Source organism: Nostoc sp. NMS9 (assembly GCF_017114995.1).
In the GTDB taxonomy this organism is placed as follows: Bacteria; Cyanobacteriota; Cyanobacteriia; order Cyanobacteriales; family Nostocaceae; genus Nostoc.
This window is the reverse complement of sequence record NZ_JABXKL010000020.1, coordinates 41,691-61,290: the sequence shown is the minus strand read 5'-3', so window position 1 is coordinate 61,290 and position 19,600 is coordinate 41,691. Positions and strand designations below refer to the sequence as shown.

The following is a 19,600-nucleotide window of genomic DNA, read 5'->3' as shown; positions in this document are numbered from 1 at the left end:
ATACCAATGCCCAATGCCCAATGCCCCACATCCCATAAATTACTTTCCTGCCACCATTGCAGGCATCAACACCGCATCAATGATATGGATCACGCCATTGTCTGTTAAAATATCTGTTTTCAGGACATTGGCGTTATTTACCTTAAATTTACCGTCGGCAGATTCAATGGCTACAATTGACCCCTCAAGCGTCTCTGCCTCATTAATCTGTACCAAATCATCAGACCTAACATCCCCACTAGCGATATGATACGCCACAATTTTCTGGAGCTTGGGAATATCTTGCAGTAGCGAGTCTAAAGTTCCCTCTGGCAGATTAGCAAAAGCTTCGTCAGTCGGTGCAAAGAGTGTGAAAGAACCAGGGCTTTTCAAAGTTTCGATGAAATTTACAGCTTTAGCAGCCTTTATTAGGGTATTGAAATTACCCGCTGCGATCGCAGTTTCCACAAGGTCAGCCATGAGGGTGCGTTATTTAATACTACAAGTTACTTATAAAGTTACTAAAATATCTTAGCCTCTATCAATAGAGAGGTTGCTGGCGATTTAACAGACAGCAGTAGACTGATTTAGTGCTGTTACACTGGAGAATGACCCTAAGAACCACTGATTATGCTAAAGCGTTCTAAGTTCGAGACAACTCAATCTCAGATTATGCACCGGGCTGAGGATCTGATTAGTGCAGCCTCAAATCGTTATCGCATTACGGTTCAGGTAGCAAATCGTGCTAAACGTCGGCGTTACGAAGACTTTGAAAGCAACGAAGATGCGATGATGAAGCCAGTACTAAGGGCAATTATCGAAATGTCCGATGAATTGACTCAACCAGAAATTATCGGCGAACTATAAGATAGAGTGCTGAGTGGTGAATTCTGAATCAGGCAAATTCATATTTTCACTCAGCAAGCCCAAAATATTGTTCTATGAAAGAGAAAAAATTTCTGTTTAAATCAATTTTCTCAAAACTCGCAACTTTGCGCTGGCTCAACCTTAGTTATCCGCTAACACCACTACTGCTTACCTTATTAATGGTAATGGGTGTAATTATTTTAGGTTCCGGGGCGGATAAATCAATACATAGAAATTTATTTAGTATCCAACCTGCTGATGCCCAGACAATCACTCCTAGCGATGTTTGGCAGATAGTTTATCAGCAATTGCCAGATTTTCCACGGGAAAATAAGTATATCAGCAAAGAAAATGGGAAAGTTGCCGAAAACAATACCTTAGCAAATCGTCTAATTAGATATCACATTTATACCAAAGGGCGGGCCCCCATTTATCGCTTAGATTGGAAGCTGACTTTAGCTGATTACCTGGGTGCAAATGAAATTATGTATGATACTACCTATCCAGGAAATGATGCACTACGGGAAAATCCCATAGAAGGCGATCGCAAAGCTATCAAAAGCCTCACCCACAGCCAACGAGATGCCCTAGTACAAGTCTTAGTCAATATATTTAATCCTACTTCCCAAAACACCGTACCCCCTAACTCCAACACCGCACCCAGTCCAACTACATCAACTACCCCACAGCCACCACAACGAGGAGGTGCCGAACTACTAAAATGATCAATTTTCCTTTGCGCCCCTCTGCGTTAAACCTCTGCGTACCTCTGCGTTTAAAAAACTAAACTATGGAACGCCTTGTCAAAACTGGATCGGGTTGGCGTATTGGCTGGAACCCCGATACACCTGAGTTTAAAGGTTTAGTCGGTACAGATGATTGGGCAATTGAGTTAACCGAAGCCGAGTTAAATGATTTTTGTCGTCTACTAGCACAGCTAGCAGACACCATGAAGCAACTCGTAACTGAATTGATGGAAGAGGAAAAAATTACTTGTGAAGCCGAAAGCGATTTATTATGGATGGAAGTGGAAGGCTATCCTCATGATTACAGTCTGCGCTTCATCTTGAATACAGGGCGATGTGTAGAAGGTAAATGGAATGCTTCTGCTGTTCCAGATTTACTGCAAGCTAGTGGGATGCTTAAGGTTTTTTAAAATTGCCTCTTGATTATCCTAGAGTTTTGTTATATGATAGGAATTCTGACCGGGGCGTAGCGCAGCTTGGTAGCGCGCCACTTTGGGGTAGTGGAGGTCGTGGGTTCGAATCCCGCCGCTCCGATTGATGATAAGCCATACCTGCTAGTCTTTTTAAAAGATTAGCAGGTTTTTTCATAGCTTTACCTGAAAAAACCTAAACGAACAGTAAATTGGGGTGTACCCGCACCATCAAATTTTGTCAATGATGAGTGATTAGGTGGACTTAATATAAAATCTCTAGCAGATAAGTAGGTAGATTGGCATGAGTGAAAGTACAGAAACGATTTTCAGCAAAATCATTCGTCGGGAAATTCCCGCTGATATTGTTTATGAGGATAATTTAGCCCTAGCATTCAAAGACATCCATCCCCAAGCACCCGTTCACATCCTGATCATTCCCAAAAAGACCATTGCTACACTAGCTGACGCTGAATCTGAGGATCATGCTGTGTTGGGGCATCTTTTGTTGACTGCTAAACGTGTTGCAGAAGAAGCTGGACTAAAAAATGGTTATCGAGTTGTCATCAATGCTGGTGATGACGGCGGTCAAACAGTCAATCACTTACATTTGCATATTTTGGGAGGACGGCAGTTGGATTGGCCCCCTGGTTGATGAGAGGCAGGAGGCAAGGGGCAGGGTAAAAGGTACAAACTGAGTGGAATTGTGGGCAAAAGTACCCCTCTTCCGCTGCTTTTTAATATCAAGGATCATAGTGCTTAATTCTGGCAGCGCGTTTTCACTTGACCGTGCGGTAATGTAAAAATAAATCACTTCCAACCTGACGAGTTTCAATGAGTTGGAGATGAGGAGCAGTATTGGGGACAAAACCCTCTCCCTCCACTGGGCTAGGGGCGTGCTTTCCTCCATAAATTACTGGCCAAATGGTCAACCACCAATCGTCAATTCGCCCTGCCTGAACTAGAGCAGCTGTTAAAGAGCCACCTCCCAAAGCAACGACTTTGTGAAGACCCCGCTCTGCTATCAAGGTGTAGGCCCGATCCCAGTCCAGGTCTGTATCTCCCAAATCAATTAATTCAGCCAGTTTTTGCAAGGTTGTTGTATCAGAACTGCGCTGCAAACCAGTCCGTGTGGTAAATATCCATCGCTCAATGTCCTGACTCAAAAAAGGCAAGTCCGGCGATAAGTTAAGGGAAGCTGAAACAACGCAAGTAATCGGCTGGGGAGATTGACCCCGAACCTCACGTGCTGCCAACAGTTCGGGATCGCGAATTGTAAAGGTTCCCCCCTCAGCCCGAATTGTCCCTGCTCCTACCAGCAATAGATCGGCAAGGGAGGCTTGATATTCCAAGTGTGCTTGATCGACTACATCGGGTTCACGAGGCGCTTTCGGATCTACGGCGCTAATTTTTCCATCGGCCGTCATAGCAAGAACTACAGTTGTTTGGATAGCTGACATGATTATGTTGTAACGATTCTTTATAATTTTACCTTTTTGAATCCCTTCAATACTTTAGAGAGAAAACTATTCTCTAGTCCCAATCCCTACTCCCAGTCCCCAATCTCTAGTCAAAATGCCTAATCAAATTTGGTTATCACAGTTGGAAAAACACCGAGCGATCGCAGTTATCCGTGCCCCTAAAATCGAATTGGGGCAGCAAATGGCAATGGCTGTAGCATCTGGGGGAATGCAGCTAATTGAGATTACCTGGAATAGCGATCGGGCTGGGGAATTAATCAGTCAACTACGGTCGGAATTACCAGCCTGTATCGTTGGCACTGGTACGCTATTTAATGTGCAGCAGTTACAAGATGCGATCGCCTCTGGGGCGCAATTCCTCTTCACACCCCACGTTGATTCGGCAATGATTAAAGCAGCACAAGAAAACAATGTGCCTATCATACCAGGAGCGCTGACTCCTACAGAAATTGTTACCGCCTGGAGTCAAGGTGCTAGTTGTGTAAAAGTGTTTCCCGTGCAAGCAGTGGGAGGGACTAACTATATCAAAAGTTTGCAAGGACCGCTGGGTGAGATTCCCTTAATTCCTACTGGCGGCGTGACTCTAAAAAATGCCAAAGAATTTTTGCAAGCTGGAGCGATCGCTGTCGGTTTGAGCGGAGAATTATTTCCCCAAAAGCTTGTCACAGAGGGAAATTGGTCAGCGATCGCAACTCAGGCAAAAAACCTAATGCAACAGTTAGGTTAACTTAGAATCAAATCATCAAACATTCACGTCTATTAAAGTAATAGATAGGGAAATAAAGGTGAAACCTGATAAGTTTCTCAAGACCCGATGATTTGAGTGTGAGTGTATCTAAAATGAAAAGACAAAATTCTCCTGACTGGGTGCGTCGCTTACAAATACTCCTTACTGGTACAGCACTGTCCTTAAGTGTTTTTACTAATACTGGAACCAGTGAAGTTTGGGCGAATTCCAAAAATCAAGTAATTGCACAAAAAATCCAGACATTACAACAATCAAATCAGCGCTGGATTCAAATTGATCTTTCAAAGCAAAGATTAATAGCTTGGCAAGGTGACAAAGTGGTTTATGGAAGTGCTATTTCCTCTGGGAAAAAAGCCACTCCTACTCTTGTTGGTACTTTTAAGGTTCAATCCAAGTTCAAAACTACGCGGATGCAGGGAGAAAACTACAATGTTCCCAACGTTCCTTATGCGATGTTTTACCAAGGTAATTACGCTATTCACGGAGCTTATTGGCATAAGAGATTTGGTACTCCAGTGAGCCACGGCTGTGTGAATATCGCACCTAAACATGCAAAATGGCTATTCGAGTGGGCATCAGTAGGGACACCAATAGTCATTCATAAATAGTAGGTGAAGCAGCCAAAAAGCAATTTAGGTAAAATTATAAATAACAACAAATCAAGACAATTAAGTGATTCCCAGCAATATTTTATGCTGGGAATCTTCGGAGTCGGAATTACTGAACTTGGAATAAAATCTAGAAAAGGGCATTTAACGATTTGCCCAAAAAATAAGCGGAAATCCTGACAATTCCTGTATGAAATTACAAATGCAAATATAAATTTGGGGAAAGTTTGTATTTAAGCATTTAAATGACAGATTTTTGTAAAAATTGTCCTTTGTAATTAGTCATTGGTCATTAGTCACTAGTTAAGACTCATCATTTAATTATGGACAAATGACAAATGTGCAAATTGGATGCAGATTAACTTAGGACTTGTCTTGAGAAGCATTAACGGATGAATTGCGTAAATCCTCCATAGAAAGCAAGTAGTCGATCTGGAAATTTGTAATTTTCTGGAAAATTACTTCACTTGATGATTTTTGCGTAGTTTAGAAGATGAGGCATAATGCAAACTTGGATTCGCCGTGGTGGGATTCGTTCTTCAGGAACTTTTTGTACAGGTGTGGCGCTGATGGTGGTGACTTTATTCTCTTGGTCATCACCGCTAACAGGTATACCCAACTCGACTACAGCAACAGCCACGTCAGTCGATCAAAACAGCACTAATAATATTAGCCAACCTCGCTGGATTGAAATTGATTTGTCAGAGCAACGTTTACGTGCATGGGAAGGTCATAAACTTGTTCATTCATACCGCATTTCTGGAGGTAAGCGATCGACTCCTACACCTATAGGTAGATTTCGGATTAATTCTAAGTATCGCACTCACCGGATGCGAGGCAGAGGCTACAACATTCCTGATGTTCCTTACACAATGTATTTCTATAGAGGGTATGCCATTCACGGCGCTTATTGGCATAACCGTTTTGGGACTCCAGTCAGTCACGGTTGCGTAAATTTACCTGTTAAACAAGCTCGTAATCTTTACAACTGGGCTTCAACAGGAACTTTAGTAGTAGTGAGGAAATAATCGGTAATTCGTAATCAATATCTGCAATTTTTCCTTTGATGTATAGACGGGTGTGTTCACAAAGTTAAGCACCTGTCTATACATCTTGCTAGACTAAAAACAATCTTCAAGGGATTCAGGAGCTATGAGCGTCATAATTACTCAACCTCTCACATTGGAAGAGTTTCTGAAGCTCCCAGAAACAAAGCCTGCCAGTGAATATATTAACGGAGAGATTATTCAAAAGCCAATGCCAAAAGGGAGACACAGCCGCTTACAAGTTAAACTCTGTGCTGTTATCAATGAAGTCACAGAGAATCAGAAGATTGCCTATGGGTTTCCCGAATTACGGTGTAGCTTTGGGGAACGCTCAATTGTACCTGATGTAGCTGTATTTCTGTGGGAACGCATACCGTTCACAGTTGACGATGAAGTACCTGATAATTTTGAACTTTCACCAGACTGGACGATTGAGATTCTCTCGCCAGAACAAAAACCTAACAAAGTAATTGGGAACATTCTTCACTGTCTGAAGTATGGCAGTCGTCTAGGATGGTTTCTTGACCCTGATGACCTCAGTATTTTGGTATTTCTACCGGAGCAGCAGCCAGTGCTACTCCAGAGAGAAGATTTTTTGCCTGTATTACCAGAAATTGAACTTGCATTAACTGTCAATCAAGTTTTTGGATGGTTAAAAATGGTTCGTAAGGTGTAACGGTAACATCAATTGACCTTAGTAAGGCGCAACATCCGCAATTTCGACGATTGCGTTATCCCACTTTTGAATCCTTTTAGTTGACTAACTCAACTGTGCCACAAGTTGATTCTCCAAAAGTGTGTCATTTGTTAATAAGTCTTCAACGGTGATTCGTAAAAAGCGTTGTTCATCAACTTGAAAGAGAATTTTGATCCGATCGCTTCCAGGATATCCGGTTGGTGTCAGTTGGGCAATTGTCCTCGCGCCTTCTTGATCGTTGAGAGGTTTGACGCTGGTTTCACTATTGTCTAGACGGCGAGTAATTAAACGATCGCCATCAAAATAAACTTCAGTACTAGCTGTATCTGCTCCCAATTCTCCCATAATTAATTCAATGCTGGGCTGATTTTCTACAGAAGCGCCTAAGACTAATTCCACTGGCTGACTCATCGGATATGCTTGTCCAGCTTTAATTAAAGAATGCCATTTGTGACGCTGATTGCGGCGATCCCAGTAGCGGATACCATAACTATGGTAGAGAAAGTCTTTGATTTGTATCCCTTGTGCTAACTGTAATGCACCTTGAGCGATCGCTTCAAAGGGACGTTCGCAACGGATTTTTTCTGGCTCAAAATACTGTTTGATCCATGTCTGCACTGCTGGCAATTGCACTGTGCCACCAACTAACAAAACTGCATTAATATCTGGAAGTTCTATCCCTTGCCGTTTTGCTTGTTGCAACAATGTCGTCATCGACTCATCCAATAATTCAAAAAATGCGTGTTCTTTAAGGATATTATCAAAAGTGTCGCGGTTTAGTTCCAGTTCATAGCTTTCAAATGTCTCATCATCAAAATAAACTTCACTAGCTTGGTTTTGGGTCGATAGCTGAATTTTTACCCGTTCTGCCAATCTTGTTGTCAAAGGACTTACCGCCAATTCTTGAGTTTTGGCAAAGTAATCTACTAACCAGTTATCAATATCAGTACCGCCCAGATTTTGCCCAGCTTTCGCCAGTACACGGGCAGTTTTGACTTTTTGTTTTGAATCTTCAGCCAAGGACTTATTACCCCACTTGAGGATAAATCCGAGTGGTTTGGTGGTTGCTTGGACACCTCGATCCAACCGGACAAGGGACAAATCCAAAGTACCGCCACCAAAGTCAATCACCAAAAGAATTTCTTGATCTGCCAAGCCATAACCCAGGGCGGCGGCTGTGGGTTCATCTAGCATTCGCACTTGTTCGACGGGAAGGGCTTGACAAACTTTTCCCAACCAGTGACGATAGGCTTCAAAACTGTCTACAGGTACGGTTAACACAAGAGAATCTAACCCACCTTCCAAAGGTGCTAGTTCTTCAATTACTTGAGTAAGGAACCATTGCCCTACTTGTTCAAAGGTGACAATTTGCCCATCTAATTCGGGTAAGAAACCTTGAATATCTGCACCAATACCGCGTTTGAAGCTGCGGAAAAATCGCATTTCGCCTTTGAGATCAAAACCGCGATCGCGTACTTGTTGTCCTACTAAGACTTTATTTTGGGTTGCGTCTTCGACATAAACCAAGCTAGGAATAAGTGGCGGATTGAGACTTTGTTTAATTGATAAACCTGGTAGAGTCAGGGTTTCTGGCTGCTGGGTTACAGGGTTCCAACGAGCAATAACTGTGTTGCTAGTACCAAAATCGATTGCGATCGCCATATTTTATATTTATTCTCTCGCACGAAGATGCCAAAGCTGCTTTATCTGTATTCTCTCGCACGAAGATGCCAAAGCTGCTTTATCTGTATTCTCTCGCACAGAAGATGCCAAAGCTGCTTTATCTGTGATTATTCAGGGTAACTGAAATTTTATCAAGTTTGAAAACCCCTCATTTTCTTGCTCTCATTAAAGAAAGTGTTGGCTGTAGCAATTTCTACCAAAGCTTGATACATGATCCGAAAAAGTTGATTTTCCATTGTGGGAAGTGGGACGGTAAGATCACGCTACCCCTGATAAATGTGATAAATGCTGCATGTTTACCTTCCGCCTCTGGAGCGGGCACAAAATGAGTAGCAAAATTGCTGCTTGCGATGCCTGCGGCAGGCTACGCCTACGCTAAAAATCAGGGTAAAAATGGCTGAGTTGAGTAGCAAATGAATAGCAGGTATTCAAGAAATCCTTGAAAGTATTGATATAGCGTGTGTAACTCAGACTTCTAGCAATCAACGGATTCGGGTGTTAAACCCGGCTTTCCAAGACCAGATTACTTGGGCTAGCGACCAGATAGAAATCCACATCCTCAAGGATGGTGGACGTATTGTGATTGGCTATCAAGGTGGACTAGAACTAATGTAGGGGCACGGGCACAGGGCAAGAGGAGGGAGTTAAAACTTAAAAATTGAGCTTCTGAGTGTCAACGTCCACCTTCTGAAGGTCAACATTGAGCTTCTGAGGGTCAACTTTCACCTTCTGAGGGTCAACATTGAGCTTCTGAGTGTCAACTTTCACCTTCTGAGGGTCAACATTGAGCTTCTGAGGGTCAACTTTCACCTTCTGAAGGTCAACATTGAGCTTCTGAGGGTCAACGTCCACCTTCTGAGGATCAAATTTTTAGATTCCTCCTCTCTCATCGAGAAGCTATCTTTAAATGCAGCTTTGTTTGGTACGGATTATATTTAAAAAAAATACATATCTAAATTTGATTAGACCATTTCAGACATTTCAGAAAATTTTTACTGAACACCGCGTATTTTGGGCTGTTTTACTCTTTGGTACAGCACTGGTGGTAACACTAGCACTGTCCCTTTCTCAAGGAGCAGTACCTTTAAATATGTCGGAATTTTGGCAAGCCATTCTCCACAAAGGCGATCCGGTTAAACAGACAATTCTCTGGGATTTACGTCTCCCACGCATTACTGCTGCAATCATTGTCGGCGCAGCTTTGGGAATGTCAGGAGCGTTGCTGCAAGGAATGTTACGTAATAGTCTTGCCGATCCATTTATTTTGGGCATTTCAGCGGGTGCGGGACTACTTGTAATTCTGATGATTGTGTGCCAAATATTCCCGATCGCAATTCCTTTAGCAGCATGGATGGGAGCAATTTTAACTGCCGGGATCGTTATTTTACTGGGTCGTTCGGGGTCGGGAATTTCTGTTGAGCGGTTGATTTTAGGCGGAGTGGCGGTGAGTTCTTTATTTGGTGCTGTACAAAGTACATTGCTGCTTTTAGCTGAAGATGGGCAAATTCAAATTGCGCTCAGTTTCCTAGTTGGTAGTCTTAATGGACGGGGTTGGCAAGAAATTGCTACGACTGGCCCTTATATCATCGTTGCATTGATCGGGGGATGCTTGCTGGGGCGATCGCTAAACATACTGGCTTTGGGAGATGATATAGCTGTGAGTTTAGGGCTTTCGTTGACGCGATCGCGCCTGTTAATTGGTGGTGTCGCCACTCTATTAGCCGCAGGTGCAGTCAGCATCAGTGGCTTGGTTGGATTTGTTGGTCTTGTTGTTCCTCATGGTGTCCGCCTCATTGTTGGTACAGATCATCGCTTTGTTTTACCACTTTCCGCCCTTGCAGGTGCATGGTTACTCACTTTTGCAGATTTACTCTCTAGACTAGGAGCAGTAGAACTACCAGTAGGTTCCGTCACTGCCTTGCTGGGTTCACCCCTGTTTATCTGGTTACTTTATCGTCGTTCTGCTGGGTTTAATAAATTTTGAGCTATCAGACCGCTATTTATCCCCACCGTATAGACGAATCGGGTTTTCCGCAAATTCTGATAAACTGAGACTAAAGTCTTCTTCAACTATATTAAGCCAAAATTCTCCATAGGAAAACACACCTGTATAACCCTACTTTCTTATACCAATTTGAAAAAAAAATGCGACAGATACATACTCCCAAACCTTTGTTCTGTCAGGCTTTCTTAATTTTGAATTTTGAATTTTGAATTTTGAATTGGTATTATCCCCCCTGCCCCCTCAAGGAGGTTAATTGATGTTATGTGTTGAGGAATTAATCAACTTAGACCCATTTCAACAACTTCCCAAAGAGCGATTGCAGTGGGTTTGCGATCGCACTCAAACAGTTGAACTTTCTGCCGGAGAAGTGTTGTCTCATGAGGGAGACCCTGTATGTCGCTTATTTATCTTAGTCAAAGGTAAAATCAACATCACCCGCCGCAGTGAAGGAGTGGAAATTCCCATCGGGCAACACGAAGCCCCATCCTTTTTTGGTGAAATTCCAGTACTCACAGATGAACCTGCACCTGTGACAATGCGGGCATTCACAAATTGCCACCTTTATGAAATGAAGGGAGAAGACTTCCGTAAACTGCTGCATGAATGTCGTGATTTTGAGCGGATGGTCTTCCGAATTATGCAAGGTCGTGTCCGAGGGCTAGAGTCTTTCATTCGTGGGCGAGAAAAGATGGCAGCTTTAGGGACACTTGCCGCCGGTCTAGCTCATGAACTCAACAACCCAGCCGCAGCCCTGGTTCGGACTTTAAGAGAAATGCCAGCCGCCATCCTAGAGTTACAACGAATGAACTTAGTTTATGGGCAACGCAATGTTGACGAAGCCCATACTCAACACTGGTTGAGAGTACGCGATCTAGGCTATGATGCGATTTTGAATAATCGCCTAGATCCGGTGACACTAAGCGATCGCGAAGACATATTGCTGGAATGGTTAGAAAACTATGGTGTAAACCAAGCATGGAAATTAGCAGAACCTTTAGCGGAAGGTAGTGTTGAGGTTGAAACCCTAGAGCAACTCATGGAACGTTGGCGCAACGACGACACGGAATTGCGAGAAATGGGATTGCACTGGCTAGCGCTTTCCTTTGAAGTCATGTCGATGATTAAACATGGTTTGCGAGGATCTGAGAGGATTTCCGAACTTGTGCAAGCGATGAAGTCTTATTCTTACCTCGATCAAGGCACTCAGCAAGAAGTAAATATACATCAAGGCTTGGAAGATACCTTGCGATTGTTTGCTCATAAACTCAAGTGCGGTGTCCAAGTGCAACGCAATTACGATCGAAGTCTTCCAAAAATCCTTGCCTATGGCAGTGAACTCAATCAGGTGTGGACGAACTTAATTGACAACGCCATTGATGCAATGGATGGAAAAGGACTGCTGGAAATTACAACACATCATTGCGATCGCTTTGCCCATATTGACATCATCGATTCTGGTAATGGAATTCCACCTGAAATTAAAACCCGCATTTTTGAACCTTTTTTCACCACCAAATCAGTGGGGCATGGTTCAGGACTCGGTTTAGAAACAGTTCGCCGGATTGTAGAAAATCGCCATCACGGTACGCTTTCATTTGAATCGCAGTCAGGCAGAACTTGTTTCACTATTTGCCTACCCTTATCAAATGAATGAATCAATAAGCGATGGGATTAAAGATGAAAAAAAATGGGAACCAATGGTTCCCAAAATCTAGCAGCAAGTGAATATTTCCGTCAGATTTCTAGTTTCTTATTGGTTTCTACACTAGAATTCGTTTTTTAGTTATAAATCAATACAAGATAATTCCAAAATCCTCATGTAGAGACGCGATAAATCGCGTCTTAAAATACCAATTATCTACCAAGCGTATTGAGTTATAAATAAAATGTTGGGGTAAAAGGAATTATTTCTCTGATAATTCTGATTTTGTAGGTTGTTGTTCGGAGTTAATAAATTCAGTCTTAGGTGGTTTTCCTATTGTATTAGGAGGTTGTTTTTTTGTTTTGGGTTGTGGGTTATTATTCTCGCTCATCTTAATTTATCTCCTTAATAGCTTTAATTATTTGGCTGTTTTAAGATTTCTTGCTTGGAGTTGGTCAAGCAAAAAGTTCAGTGAACGCAGTCAGTTTGTGTCCTGATGATTATGACTTCAAGCGATGTCATCTCAATTCCGTAATTCTATTGAAAATTTTGCTCCATTCTACGTTGAATACTATTGTCAAAGAGGTAGATAGTGGAAAAAACTCCTTACTATCTACCTCTTTAACCTTAGTTTTCTATTCAAACTATTTTTGCAGCCAGACCGATATTGAACCACCAGGACATGGAAAATTTCCCCATCCGTCGTTATTGGTGTGAATGATATTGTTTATATGTCCCGTAGCATCGTAAAATTCCTGATTGGGTCGGAACACATTCATCCACTTGTTCCCTGGTGCGCTATTGGTCAGCACCACAGCCATTGCACCCGGATGTTCCCTAGTACCCAAGCGCGTCCAACCGATAGTATTGGGATGGTCAAAGTAATCATGCTGGTCGCCAAAACCGTATTCCCTACGCGCCTTCAAGAACTTGTCAATCAAAAAACGGTGAGAGTAAAGGGTATTATCACGTCCTTTATCTTGATATTGTGCCCCATAATAATCTGCATAGAAAACGCAAGGATAGCCTTCGTGACGCAGTAAGATTAGTGCATAGGCTAAGGGCTTAAACCAAGGTTCAACAGGCGACTCTAGGGATTGACAAGGTTGGGTATCATGGTTTTCAACAAAGGTAACAGCTAGGGCAGGTTGTTCTTTAACTAGGGTTCTATCAAAAATCGATCGCAAATCGAAACTACTGCCCTGGCGACTAGCTTGGTGAAATTTGAAATGTAGAGGCACATCAAATAACGACAAGCGCCCATCACTAGAGGCAATATAACCGTGTAAAGCATCGATATCTTGAGACCAGTACTCACCAACGCTAAACAGTTCCCGCCCACCAAAATGAACTCGCAGGTGATTTAACCAATCACGGAAAAAAGTGGAGCGAATATGTTTAACAGCGTCAATGCGAAAGCCATCTACACCTGTGGTGTCAACAAACCAACGCCCCCAGTACATCAACTCACCGCGCACGAGGTCATTACCTGTATCCAGGTCGTTCGCCATTAAATAATCGTAATTGCCGTGTTCGTGGCTAACTTCCGTCTCAAAATGTTTATCTTTAAGGCGGTAGAGCTTCTCTGCATTTTTGGTATCTACGTTGTATGATAATGAATCAAAGCACCACCAATACCATTTCATACTAGAGTACTTATCTCCACGACCAGCAAAATTGAACTTTGTATAAGCTCCAATTTCGTACCAATCGCTGACTGGACGGTTGCGGTCATTCCAATCCATTTCTTGGGCCGAGATGCGTTCTATTTCATCCCCACCATCTTTGTGGTTGAAAACCACATCGGCATATATTTGTATACCTGCACGCTGTGCCGTTTTAATCGCCCTTAAGTATTGCTCACGTGTTCCATATTTTGTCCGAACAGTATTTTTTTGATCGAACTCACCCAGATCAAACAAATCGTAGACTGCGTATCCAACATCCCATGTTCCACCACTACCCTTATAAGCTGGCGGCAGCCATAAGGCAGTGAAGCCTGTATCAGCTAGCTCATTGGCTGTTTTATCCAGCTTGTCCCATAATGTACCATCATTGGAGATGTACCAATGGTAATACTGCATTATTACGCCGTTGGTCATGCGATCGCCTTTGTAGAATCTTTGATTTTACAGATTTCTGTCAGAAATCTCTGATGCTAGGATATGTTACTTTTGTCACACCTCCTAACTTCATCCGAATTTATTTAGGTTTCAATGACGACTTCACAAAGAGCAATTACGAATTACTGGGACGGGATAATTGCTGATTTGCCTTGACAAGGTTAGTGAACTCCTGCAAAGTTTGACGATACTTTTCTTCAGCTATCGAGAATAAATCGTTATGATTTGCCTCTTCAACCCACAAATAAAGTTTTGGGGATGTTGCAGCATTAAACAACTTTTCTCCATGAGTAAAGGGAATTATGTTATCTGCTTTTCCATGAATTACCAATATCGGACATTTGACTTTTTTTATATTATCCAGATTGGGAAACTTATCAAAAGGTAAAATCCGAAAAGGTACTATTACTTGAAAAGCGGAAATAAACGAGCTTTCAATAATTAAACCAGCTACTGGTTTCTGCGTTGCTAAATTTACCGCAGAACCACCGCCAACCGAACGCCCCAAAACTATAATTCTTTCAGGTGGAATTTTTAAATTTTGGGTCAAATAATTGTAAGCGCTATTAATATCTTCGTATGCATGACTTTCTGTCGATTTTCCTTGACTCGTACCATAACCGCGATAATCAAAAGCAAAGACACTAAAACCCCATGCGTGTAATTTTTCTAGGATCTGTTTGATATCTCCTAAATCTTCAGAATTACCATGAGAATAAAGAATAGTATATTTAGCTTGATTGTTCAATAAGTATGTAGCTGAGATATTCGTATTTTCCCCACTCCTTAACTTCAGAATTGTTGGATCATCCTGATAGCTAGAAGGTTGAGACAGAAAAATCATGCTATCTGCCCGAAAATATACAAATACAGCAAAAAATAGATAGATAAAGATTAAAGATTTAACCAGCCGTTGCCAAGTCAAATCACCAATTAGCAGTTTTATAACTTGCTGTTTATCCATTAGTTTTTATTTATCGGGTAAAACTTTATTTCCAGGTTGCCCGATTTCTGATGTTTCCTAACTCTAATACAACTTCATCAAACTTCACGCCAACTTTGTCACAAATGAGTATCTGGAGTTAAGCGACTGAGTAATTTACTTAACCCAGATTTTTGAGCCGATACCAACAAACACTGTGATATTCCCTAATGCTAGATGGCAATGGTTAGTGTTGTATAAATTACAGTTACCAAAACTGAAACGGTTATCAAATCCCAAGCTGCTCAGGACTATTCTAGGTAAATAGTCAAATGTGACAGAAAAAATTTAGTGTGAGGATTTAGCCATGTCTTACCCGATTCCGTCCAAAATGTGGCAGCGAGTCAGTATTGTAATATTGTTTTTATTGATACCGTCAGTAGGAATTGCGATTTTACGCCAGTCTGCTACGGTTGCGGTTCCAGCCAATCAGACTCCTGCCAGTTCTACCCCAAAAACTTCTATTCTACCCAATCACCCTGACTACCAAGCACTCCAGGCATTGGTACAACAGTATAGTTGTGTCGTTCCCGTCCAAAATTTTGGCACTCTTCCTGTAACCCGGACTGAGTTTGCCACAGTCTTGAATGCCTGTGTGAATCGCAGCAATGAGCTAATAGCGACTGATCCCAAGATAGTTACCCCAGCAGATATGAAAATTCTGCAACGCTTGCAGTCAGAATTTGCACCGGAGTTAGCAACCTTAAAAAGTCCGATAGATGAATTGGAAGCTCGTAGTCCCATCACTCCGACTACCAGAGAACGGACTCAAACTGAGTCTACCCAAAAGACTCAACCTTTACCCACAGCCCTACCCCTTAATATTCCGTCTGGCTCATCTGTGCAGGATCAAGTTGTTAACCGCGCGAATATGCCTAAACTCCAAACTCGTGGCAGTATTGGAAGGGTTGCCCCGGAACCACAAACAGATAACAGATTCAATACAGAAAACTATAACCGGATTGAAGATAATCCCTTTCATCGTGTTAGTAATGATCCTCTTTCCACCTTTTCCATTGATGTAGATACAGCATCTTACAGCAACGTGCGACGGTTTATTACTCAAGGGGAATTACCACCCAAGGATGCAGTGCGAATTGAGGAATTGATCAATTATTTTACTTACAATTATCCCCAACCAAAAAGCGAACGCCCTTTTTCCGTCACCACTGAAGTTGCTGCTGCTCCCTGGAATCCTCAACACAAGCTGGTACAGGTGGGTTTGCAAGGTAAACGCCTAGAGAGCGAAACCTTACCACCCAGCAACCTAGTATTTCTGATTGATGTCTCCGGTTCTATGGATGACCCGAACAAATTACCCTTAGTGCAACAGTCACTCAAATTGCTGGTGAATAAACTGCGTCCTGAAGACCGGGTAAGTTTGGTAGTCTATGCTGGGAATGCTGGATTGGTTTTACCTGCTACTCCTGGTAGTCAAAAATCAACAATTCTGGCGGCGATTGACCGCTTAGAGGCTGGAGGCTCGACTGCTGGCGGCCAGGGTATTGAATTAGCTTACAAAATAGCCAAACAAAGCTTCCTCAAGTCTGGTAATAACAGAGTAATTTTAGCTACTGATGGAGATTTTAACGTCGGGGTTTCTAGTGATGGCGACCTGACGCGATTAATTGAACAAAAGCGAGATCAGGGAATTTTCCTGACGGTGTTGGGATTTGGCACCGGCAATTATAAGGACGGGAAAATGGAGCAACTAGCTGATAAGGGTAACGGCAACTACGCTTACATCGATACCCTATTGGAAGCCAAAAAGGTTTTAGTTAACGATCTCAGGGGAACTCTGTTTACTATTGCCAAGGATGTGAAAATTCAGGTGGAGTTTAATCCGGCGAAAGTTCAGGCATATCGCTTGATTGGTTACGAAAACCGCCTGCTGCAAAACCAGGATTTCAATGACGACAAGAAAGATGCAGGGGATATTGGGGCTGGTCATTCTGTGACAGCGCTTTATGAAATAATTCCTACTGGCACGAAAAGCGATGTGAAACTCCCAGAGATAGATCCTTTGCGGTATCAGCGTTCTGGTGAAACTGTCTCGGATGCTGCTGGTAATGAGTTGATGCAGGTGAAACTGCGCTATAAGTTGCCCCAGGACAGCACCAGTCAACTAATTACTCAAACCATCCAAGATAATGATTTGAGAACCGACCAGATACCCTCCACAAACCTGAGATTTGCTGCTGCGGTAGCTACCTTTGGGATGGTGCTGCGTGACTCTGAGTATAAGGGGGATGCTAGTTATGATTTGGTGATGAAATTGGCAACTCAAGGGAAGGGGGAAGACCAGGAGGGCTATCGGGGTGAGTTTATTCGCCTAGTGGAGCAATCTAGAGGGTTGATTACAAGAAAATGATTTTAGACTACAACTGAGATGGGGACTAGGGAGTAGTGTAGTTCAATTACTTAAAAACCGCTGTAATATCTTGGAGATATTCACAATCCACATCAAAGGCGATCGCTCTCCACTGTATTAAATATCTGCAATCAATATAGCAATTTAATTTCAGAAGAGAGCATTACATATTTGCGAGATGTTTTTTGCTCGCTGCTAGTAAGAAAACTTATTCCCTACTCTGCAAGACGAGAAGGAAGAAATGCTTAACTGAACTGTATTGTGCCATGTAAGGTTTTTATTTATTTCTATTTTCTCCCCTTTCTTCCCACTGGTATACACATCGGTGTACCGGAAACCGGGTCTGGGATAACCCGACATTCCAATCCAAACACCTCCCTTACCATCTTCTCAGTGATCGCCAAATTAGGTTCGCCAACAGCAAAAATTTGACCTTCTTTCACCGCTACCAAATAATCAGCATAACGACAGGCATGATTCAAATCATGTAACACCATGACAATCGTTCTTCCCTGGTTTTGGTTCAAATCATACAATAAATCTAAAACTTCTATTTGGTGCGCCAAATCTAAAAAAGTAGTTGGTTCATCTAACAATAAAATATCCGTATCTTGAGCTAATGCCATTGCAATCCAAGCACGTTGTCGCTGTCCACCAGAAAGAGTATCTAACTCGCGTTCTGCTAAGTATTTAATCCCAGTAGTTTCTAATGCTAGTTCTATTAATCTTTCATCTTCTTTTGTCCACTGCTGCAACCAGTTTTGATAAGGAAATCTTCCACAAGCTACCAAATCTCGAACTGTTAATCCTTCTGGTGCAACGGGGCCTTGGGTAAGAATTCCTAATTTTTTAGCAACCTCTTTTGTTGATAGCTTAAATATATCTGTTGTATCTAAATAAATTGTGCCAACACGAGGTTTTAATAATCTTGCTAAACCCCGTAATAAATCCAATTGTTGCCGCAGTTGCTACTGCTGCACCAGAAAATGCTGCACTAATTAAGCACACGTTTGGCAGAAATTATGAAAAATTTGTCTCATGATAGCGTCTGCTCTGATGCAGAGGAATATCTGCTGCGCCAAATGAGACGCTGAAAATTAGACAAATCAAAAGAATTAGCAATCCCACAATTAAACCCGCAACGGGAAATATTAGGAATGACAACAATCCTCTGGCTGGTGAGGGAACCGATCTACTCATTGTTCAAATTACTGGCTTCAAGCAGTCTAATTGTTGCTTGTGAAGATAAGCCAACACAAGCTGCTAGTTCTTCTAATGCCAAGCGATCGCGTGCGTTTGTATTCAGCATCTCCGTTGCAGCTGCAACATAGTCAGGATTCACCAGGTGACTTAAACCTTGAGAATTCACGGTAGCAATCCGCTCAGTTTTTGCTCCCAAAAGGGCAAGCTGTTGCATTCGATAAGTGGCTATTTTCGCAGCTTGACGGGCTTGGAAGTAAGCAAGGTAGTATTGGACATCGCTACTACAGCAAAAACAATGGCGACTAGAGCCAATTTCCAAAAAATTGTGGTTTAAAGAATAAAGTGGCCGCTTTTAAAGAATAAAATGTCCGCCAAAGGATTGCTGGAATGCTTATTATTCTATTGTGCAGGAGCTAGAGCGATCGCCGAGCAGTAGCAAAGCCAATCGTATTCAAATCTCTCAAACTCCCTTAAGTGTTAAGTTTTGCTCTGCAGCCACTTAAGGGTTAAAAAACGACTATATTGTCCTTTAATTTCCTTAGATAGTTGATTTTATAACGCCGACTTACTTAAACCAAGCGATAAATCTAGTTTTTCTGTTAATACATTAATTGAAGTTTTTGTCAAGGATAATTTAGATGCGATTTCCGTAAATCTAGTCTCATTATCGGGAAAAGCCTGAGCACACGGAGGAAGAGGATCGTCTTTTATAACAGGTACATTCATTAGACAGTAAAGGTCATTGGGATCGCATACTGTTCCTTCTATAAATGACGATCCTCCTACAATTTTTTCAGCCTCCACATCTGTAATGTCCTGCTCAACAATTGATTCAACATGGTCTAAATCCAGGATTTTTATTTTCAAGGAATGATGCATAGTAATTACCCAATTGATTGTTTTTCCTTAGAGGTAATAATCACCTCTGTTTAATAACCCAAGTTGCAGCATAAATTTTTCTGCCAATTGTGCTATTTCTTCACAAAACTTTATAATTTATGCTGTCCAA

Annotated in this window: 20 protein-coding genes, 1 tRNA gene and 1 pseudogene; 14 read left to right on the top strand and 8 right to left on the bottom strand. The window is 42.1% G+C overall.

All coding sequences use genetic code 11. The features are described from left to right. Positions 1-39: 39 nt before the first annotated feature. A complete protein-coding gene (locus tag HWQ40_RS08310; protein WP_292776510.1) occupies positions 40-459 on the bottom strand; it encodes a fasciclin domain-containing protein in 420 nt (139 codons plus the stop codon). 150 nt (positions 460-609) lie between these two features. Here HWQ40_RS08310 and HWQ40_RS08305 point away from each other — a divergent pair, with 150 nt between their 5' ends. The 5 genes from HWQ40_RS08305 (at position 610) to HWQ40_RS08285 (ending at position 2,657) form a co-directional block, all read left to right on the top strand. Then, on the top strand, positions 610-846 hold the full coding sequence (locus HWQ40_RS08305) for a DNA-directed RNA polymerase subunit omega (RefSeq protein WP_094351515.1): 237 nt from the start codon (positions 610-612) through the stop codon (positions 844-846). Positions 847-1,031: 185 nt separating this feature from the next. Next, complete coding sequence (locus HWQ40_RS08300) at positions 1,032-1,571, top strand: hypothetical protein (protein WP_292776549.1); 540 nt, start codon at positions 1,032-1,034, stop codon at positions 1,569-1,571. Between the two features lie 65 nt (positions 1,572-1,636). Continuing rightward, a complete protein-coding gene (locus tag HWQ40_RS08295; protein WP_292776508.1) occupies positions 1,637-2,002 on the top strand; it encodes a DUF1818 family protein in 366 nt (121 codons plus the stop codon). Between the two features lie 50 nt (positions 2,003-2,052). Next, positions 2,053-2,126: transfer RNA gene (locus HWQ40_RS08290), tRNA-Pro, on the top strand. 180 nt (positions 2,127-2,306) lie between these two features. Continuing rightward, the gene (locus HWQ40_RS08285) at positions 2,307-2,657 is read left to right on the top strand and encodes a histidine triad nucleotide-binding protein (RefSeq protein WP_292776506.1); all 351 of its coding nucleotides are present in this window, start codon (positions 2,307-2,309) and stop codon (positions 2,655-2,657) included. A gap of 124 nt (positions 2,658-2,781) precedes the next feature. Here HWQ40_RS08285 and HWQ40_RS08280 read toward each other — a convergent pair whose 3' ends face one another. Further along, positions 2,782-3,462, bottom strand: coding sequence for a RibD family protein (locus HWQ40_RS08280; RefSeq protein ID WP_292776504.1), 681 nt, complete (start codon positions 3,460-3,462; stop codon positions 2,782-2,784). A 115-nt stretch (positions 3,463-3,577) separates the two neighbouring features. Between HWQ40_RS08280 and HWQ40_RS08275 the strand changes: the two genes are divergently transcribed. From HWQ40_RS08275 to HWQ40_RS08260, 4 genes are all read left to right on the top strand, one after another. Then, positions 3,578-4,210: a bifunctional 4-hydroxy-2-oxoglutarate aldolase/2-dehydro-3-deoxy-phosphogluconate aldolase gene (locus tag HWQ40_RS08275; RefSeq protein WP_292776502.1), complete on the top strand. Its 633-nt coding sequence runs from the start codon at positions 3,578-3,580 to the stop codon at positions 4,208-4,210. A gap of 113 nt (positions 4,211-4,323) precedes the next feature. Next, entirely contained in the window at positions 4,324-4,839 is a 516-nt protein-coding gene (locus HWQ40_RS08270; RefSeq protein WP_292776499.1) for a L,D-transpeptidase, read from the top strand. 503 nt (positions 4,840-5,342) lie between these two features. Beyond that, complete coding sequence (locus HWQ40_RS08265; protein ID WP_292776496.1) at positions 5,343-5,867, top strand: L,D-transpeptidase; 525 nt, start codon at positions 5,343-5,345, stop codon at positions 5,865-5,867. A 124-nt stretch (positions 5,868-5,991) separates the two neighbouring features. Beyond that, a complete protein-coding gene (locus HWQ40_RS08260; protein WP_292776493.1) occupies positions 5,992-6,561 on the top strand; it encodes a Uma2 family endonuclease in 570 nt (189 codons plus the stop codon). A gap of 84 nt (positions 6,562-6,645) precedes the next feature. Here HWQ40_RS08260 and HWQ40_RS08255 read toward each other — a convergent pair whose 3' ends face one another. Further along, positions 6,646-8,244, bottom strand: a complete 1,599-nt coding sequence (locus HWQ40_RS08255) for an Hsp70 family protein (RefSeq protein ID WP_292776490.1) — start codon at positions 8,242-8,244, stop codon at positions 6,646-6,648. Here HWQ40_RS08255 and HWQ40_RS08250 point away from each other — a divergent pair. The 4 genes and pseudogenes from HWQ40_RS08250 (at position 8,213) to HWQ40_RS08235 (ending at position 11,924) form a co-directional block, all read left to right on the top strand. Continuing rightward, complete coding sequence (locus HWQ40_RS08250; protein WP_292776487.1) at positions 8,213-8,389, top strand: hypothetical protein; 177 nt, start codon at positions 8,213-8,215, stop codon at positions 8,387-8,389. The two genes, HWQ40_RS08255 and HWQ40_RS08250, sit on opposite strands and share 32 nt — an antisense overlap. 347 nt (positions 8,390-8,736) lie before the next feature. Further along, positions 8,737-8,880: pseudogene (locus HWQ40_RS08245) on the top strand (radical SAM protein); the annotation flags it as partial. A 292-nt stretch (positions 8,881-9,172) separates the two neighbouring features. Next, positions 9,173-10,249: an iron ABC transporter permease gene (locus HWQ40_RS08240; protein WP_292776484.1), complete on the top strand. Its 1,077-nt coding sequence runs from the start codon at positions 9,173-9,175 to the stop codon at positions 10,247-10,249. Between the two features lie 277 nt (positions 10,250-10,526). Then, entirely contained in the window at positions 10,527-11,924 is a 1,398-nt protein-coding gene (locus HWQ40_RS08235) for an ATP-binding protein (RefSeq protein WP_292776482.1), read from the top strand. 632 nt (positions 11,925-12,556) lie between these two features. On the opposite strand, the gene HWQ40_RS08230 is transcribed toward HWQ40_RS08235, so the two are convergent. Both HWQ40_RS08230 and HWQ40_RS08225 read right to left on the bottom strand, forming a co-directional pair. Next, a complete protein-coding gene (locus HWQ40_RS08230) occupies positions 12,557-14,014 on the bottom strand; it encodes an alpha-amylase (RefSeq protein WP_292776480.1) in 1,458 nt (485 codons plus the stop codon). 136 nt (positions 14,015-14,150) lie between these two features. After that, on the bottom strand, positions 14,151-14,999 hold the full coding sequence (locus HWQ40_RS08225; RefSeq protein ID WP_292776478.1) for an alpha/beta hydrolase: 849 nt from the start codon (positions 14,997-14,999) through the stop codon (positions 14,151-14,153). 325 nt (positions 15,000-15,324) lie between these two features. Between HWQ40_RS08225 and HWQ40_RS08220 the strand changes: the two genes are divergently transcribed. Further along, positions 15,325-17,388, top strand: coding sequence for a VWA domain-containing protein (locus tag HWQ40_RS08220; RefSeq protein WP_292776476.1), 2,064 nt, complete (start codon positions 15,325-15,327; stop codon positions 17,386-17,388). 287 nt (positions 17,389-17,675) lie between these two features. Here HWQ40_RS08220 and HWQ40_RS08215 read toward each other — a convergent pair whose 3' ends face one another. The 3 genes from HWQ40_RS08215 to HWQ40_RS08205 all read right to left on the bottom strand — a co-directional run bounded on the left by HWQ40_RS08215 (position 17,676) and on the right by HWQ40_RS08205 (position 19,470). Then, positions 17,676-18,341 (bottom strand): ABC transporter ATP-binding protein, encoded by a 666-nt coding sequence (locus HWQ40_RS08215; protein WP_292776474.1) that lies wholly within the window; start codon positions 18,339-18,341, stop codon positions 17,676-17,678. 239 nt (positions 18,342-18,580) lie between these two features. After that, positions 18,581-18,910: a hypothetical protein gene (locus tag HWQ40_RS08210; protein ID WP_292776472.1), complete on the bottom strand. Its 330-nt coding sequence runs from the start codon at positions 18,908-18,910 to the stop codon at positions 18,581-18,583. 233 nt (positions 18,911-19,143) lie between these two features. Beyond that, positions 19,144-19,470 carry a hypothetical protein gene (locus tag HWQ40_RS08205; RefSeq protein ID WP_292776469.1) on the bottom strand — a complete coding sequence of 109 codons (327 nt, stop codon included), beginning with the start codon at positions 19,468-19,470 and terminating at the stop codon, positions 19,144-19,146. Positions 19,471-19,600: the final 130 nt, after the last annotated feature.

Excerpts from the sequence above, each read along its gene's own strand:
- HWQ40_RS08260 (WP_292776493.1), top strand. The coding sequence starts at position 5,992 with ATGAGCGTCATAATTACTCAACCTCTCACATTGGAAGAGTTTCTGAAG.
- HWQ40_RS08205 (WP_292776469.1), bottom strand. The coding sequence starts at position 19,470 with ATGCATCATTCCTTGAAAATAAAAATCCTGGATTTAGACCATGTTGAA.
- HWQ40_RS08255 (WP_292776490.1), bottom strand. The coding sequence starts at position 8,244 with ATGGCGATCGCAATCGATTTTGGTACTAGCAACACAGTTATTGCTCGT.
- HWQ40_RS08220 (WP_292776476.1), top strand. The coding sequence starts at position 15,325 with ATGTCTTACCCGATTCCGTCCAAAATGTGGCAGCGAGTCAGTATTGTA.
- HWQ40_RS08230 (WP_292776480.1), bottom strand. The coding sequence starts at position 14,014 with ATGACCAACGGCGTAATAATGCAGTATTACCATTGGTACATCTCCAAT.
- HWQ40_RS08295 (WP_292776508.1), top strand. The coding sequence starts at position 1,637 with ATGGAACGCCTTGTCAAAACTGGATCGGGTTGGCGTATTGGCTGGAAC.
- HWQ40_RS08305 (WP_094351515.1), top strand. The coding sequence starts at position 610 with ATGCTAAAGCGTTCTAAGTTCGAGACAACTCAATCTCAGATTATGCAC.
- HWQ40_RS08235 (WP_292776482.1), top strand. The coding sequence starts at position 10,527 with ATGTTATGTGTTGAGGAATTAATCAACTTAGACCCATTTCAACAACTT.
- HWQ40_RS08270 (WP_292776499.1), top strand. The coding sequence starts at position 4,324 with ATGAAAAGACAAAATTCTCCTGACTGGGTGCGTCGCTTACAAATACTC.
- HWQ40_RS08300 (WP_292776549.1), top strand. The coding sequence starts at position 1,032 with ATGGGTGTAATTATTTTAGGTTCCGGGGCGGATAAATCAATACATAGA.
- HWQ40_RS08265 (WP_292776496.1), top strand. The coding sequence starts at position 5,343 with ATGCAAACTTGGATTCGCCGTGGTGGGATTCGTTCTTCAGGAACTTTT.
- HWQ40_RS08285 (WP_292776506.1), top strand. The coding sequence starts at position 2,307 with ATGAGTGAAAGTACAGAAACGATTTTCAGCAAAATCATTCGTCGGGAA.
- HWQ40_RS08275 (WP_292776502.1), top strand. The coding sequence starts at position 3,578 with ATGCCTAATCAAATTTGGTTATCACAGTTGGAAAAACACCGAGCGATC.
- HWQ40_RS08240 (WP_292776484.1), top strand. The coding sequence starts at position 9,173 with ATGCAGCTTTGTTTGGTACGGATTATATTTAAAAAAAATACATATCTA.
- HWQ40_RS08280 (WP_292776504.1), bottom strand. The coding sequence starts at position 3,462 with ATGTCAGCTATCCAAACAACTGTAGTTCTTGCTATGACGGCCGATGGA.
- HWQ40_RS08225 (WP_292776478.1), bottom strand. The coding sequence starts at position 14,999 with ATGGATAAACAGCAAGTTATAAAACTGCTAATTGGTGATTTGACTTGG.
- HWQ40_RS08310 (WP_292776510.1), bottom strand. The coding sequence starts at position 459 with ATGGCTGACCTTGTGGAAACTGCGATCGCAGCGGGTAATTTCAATACC.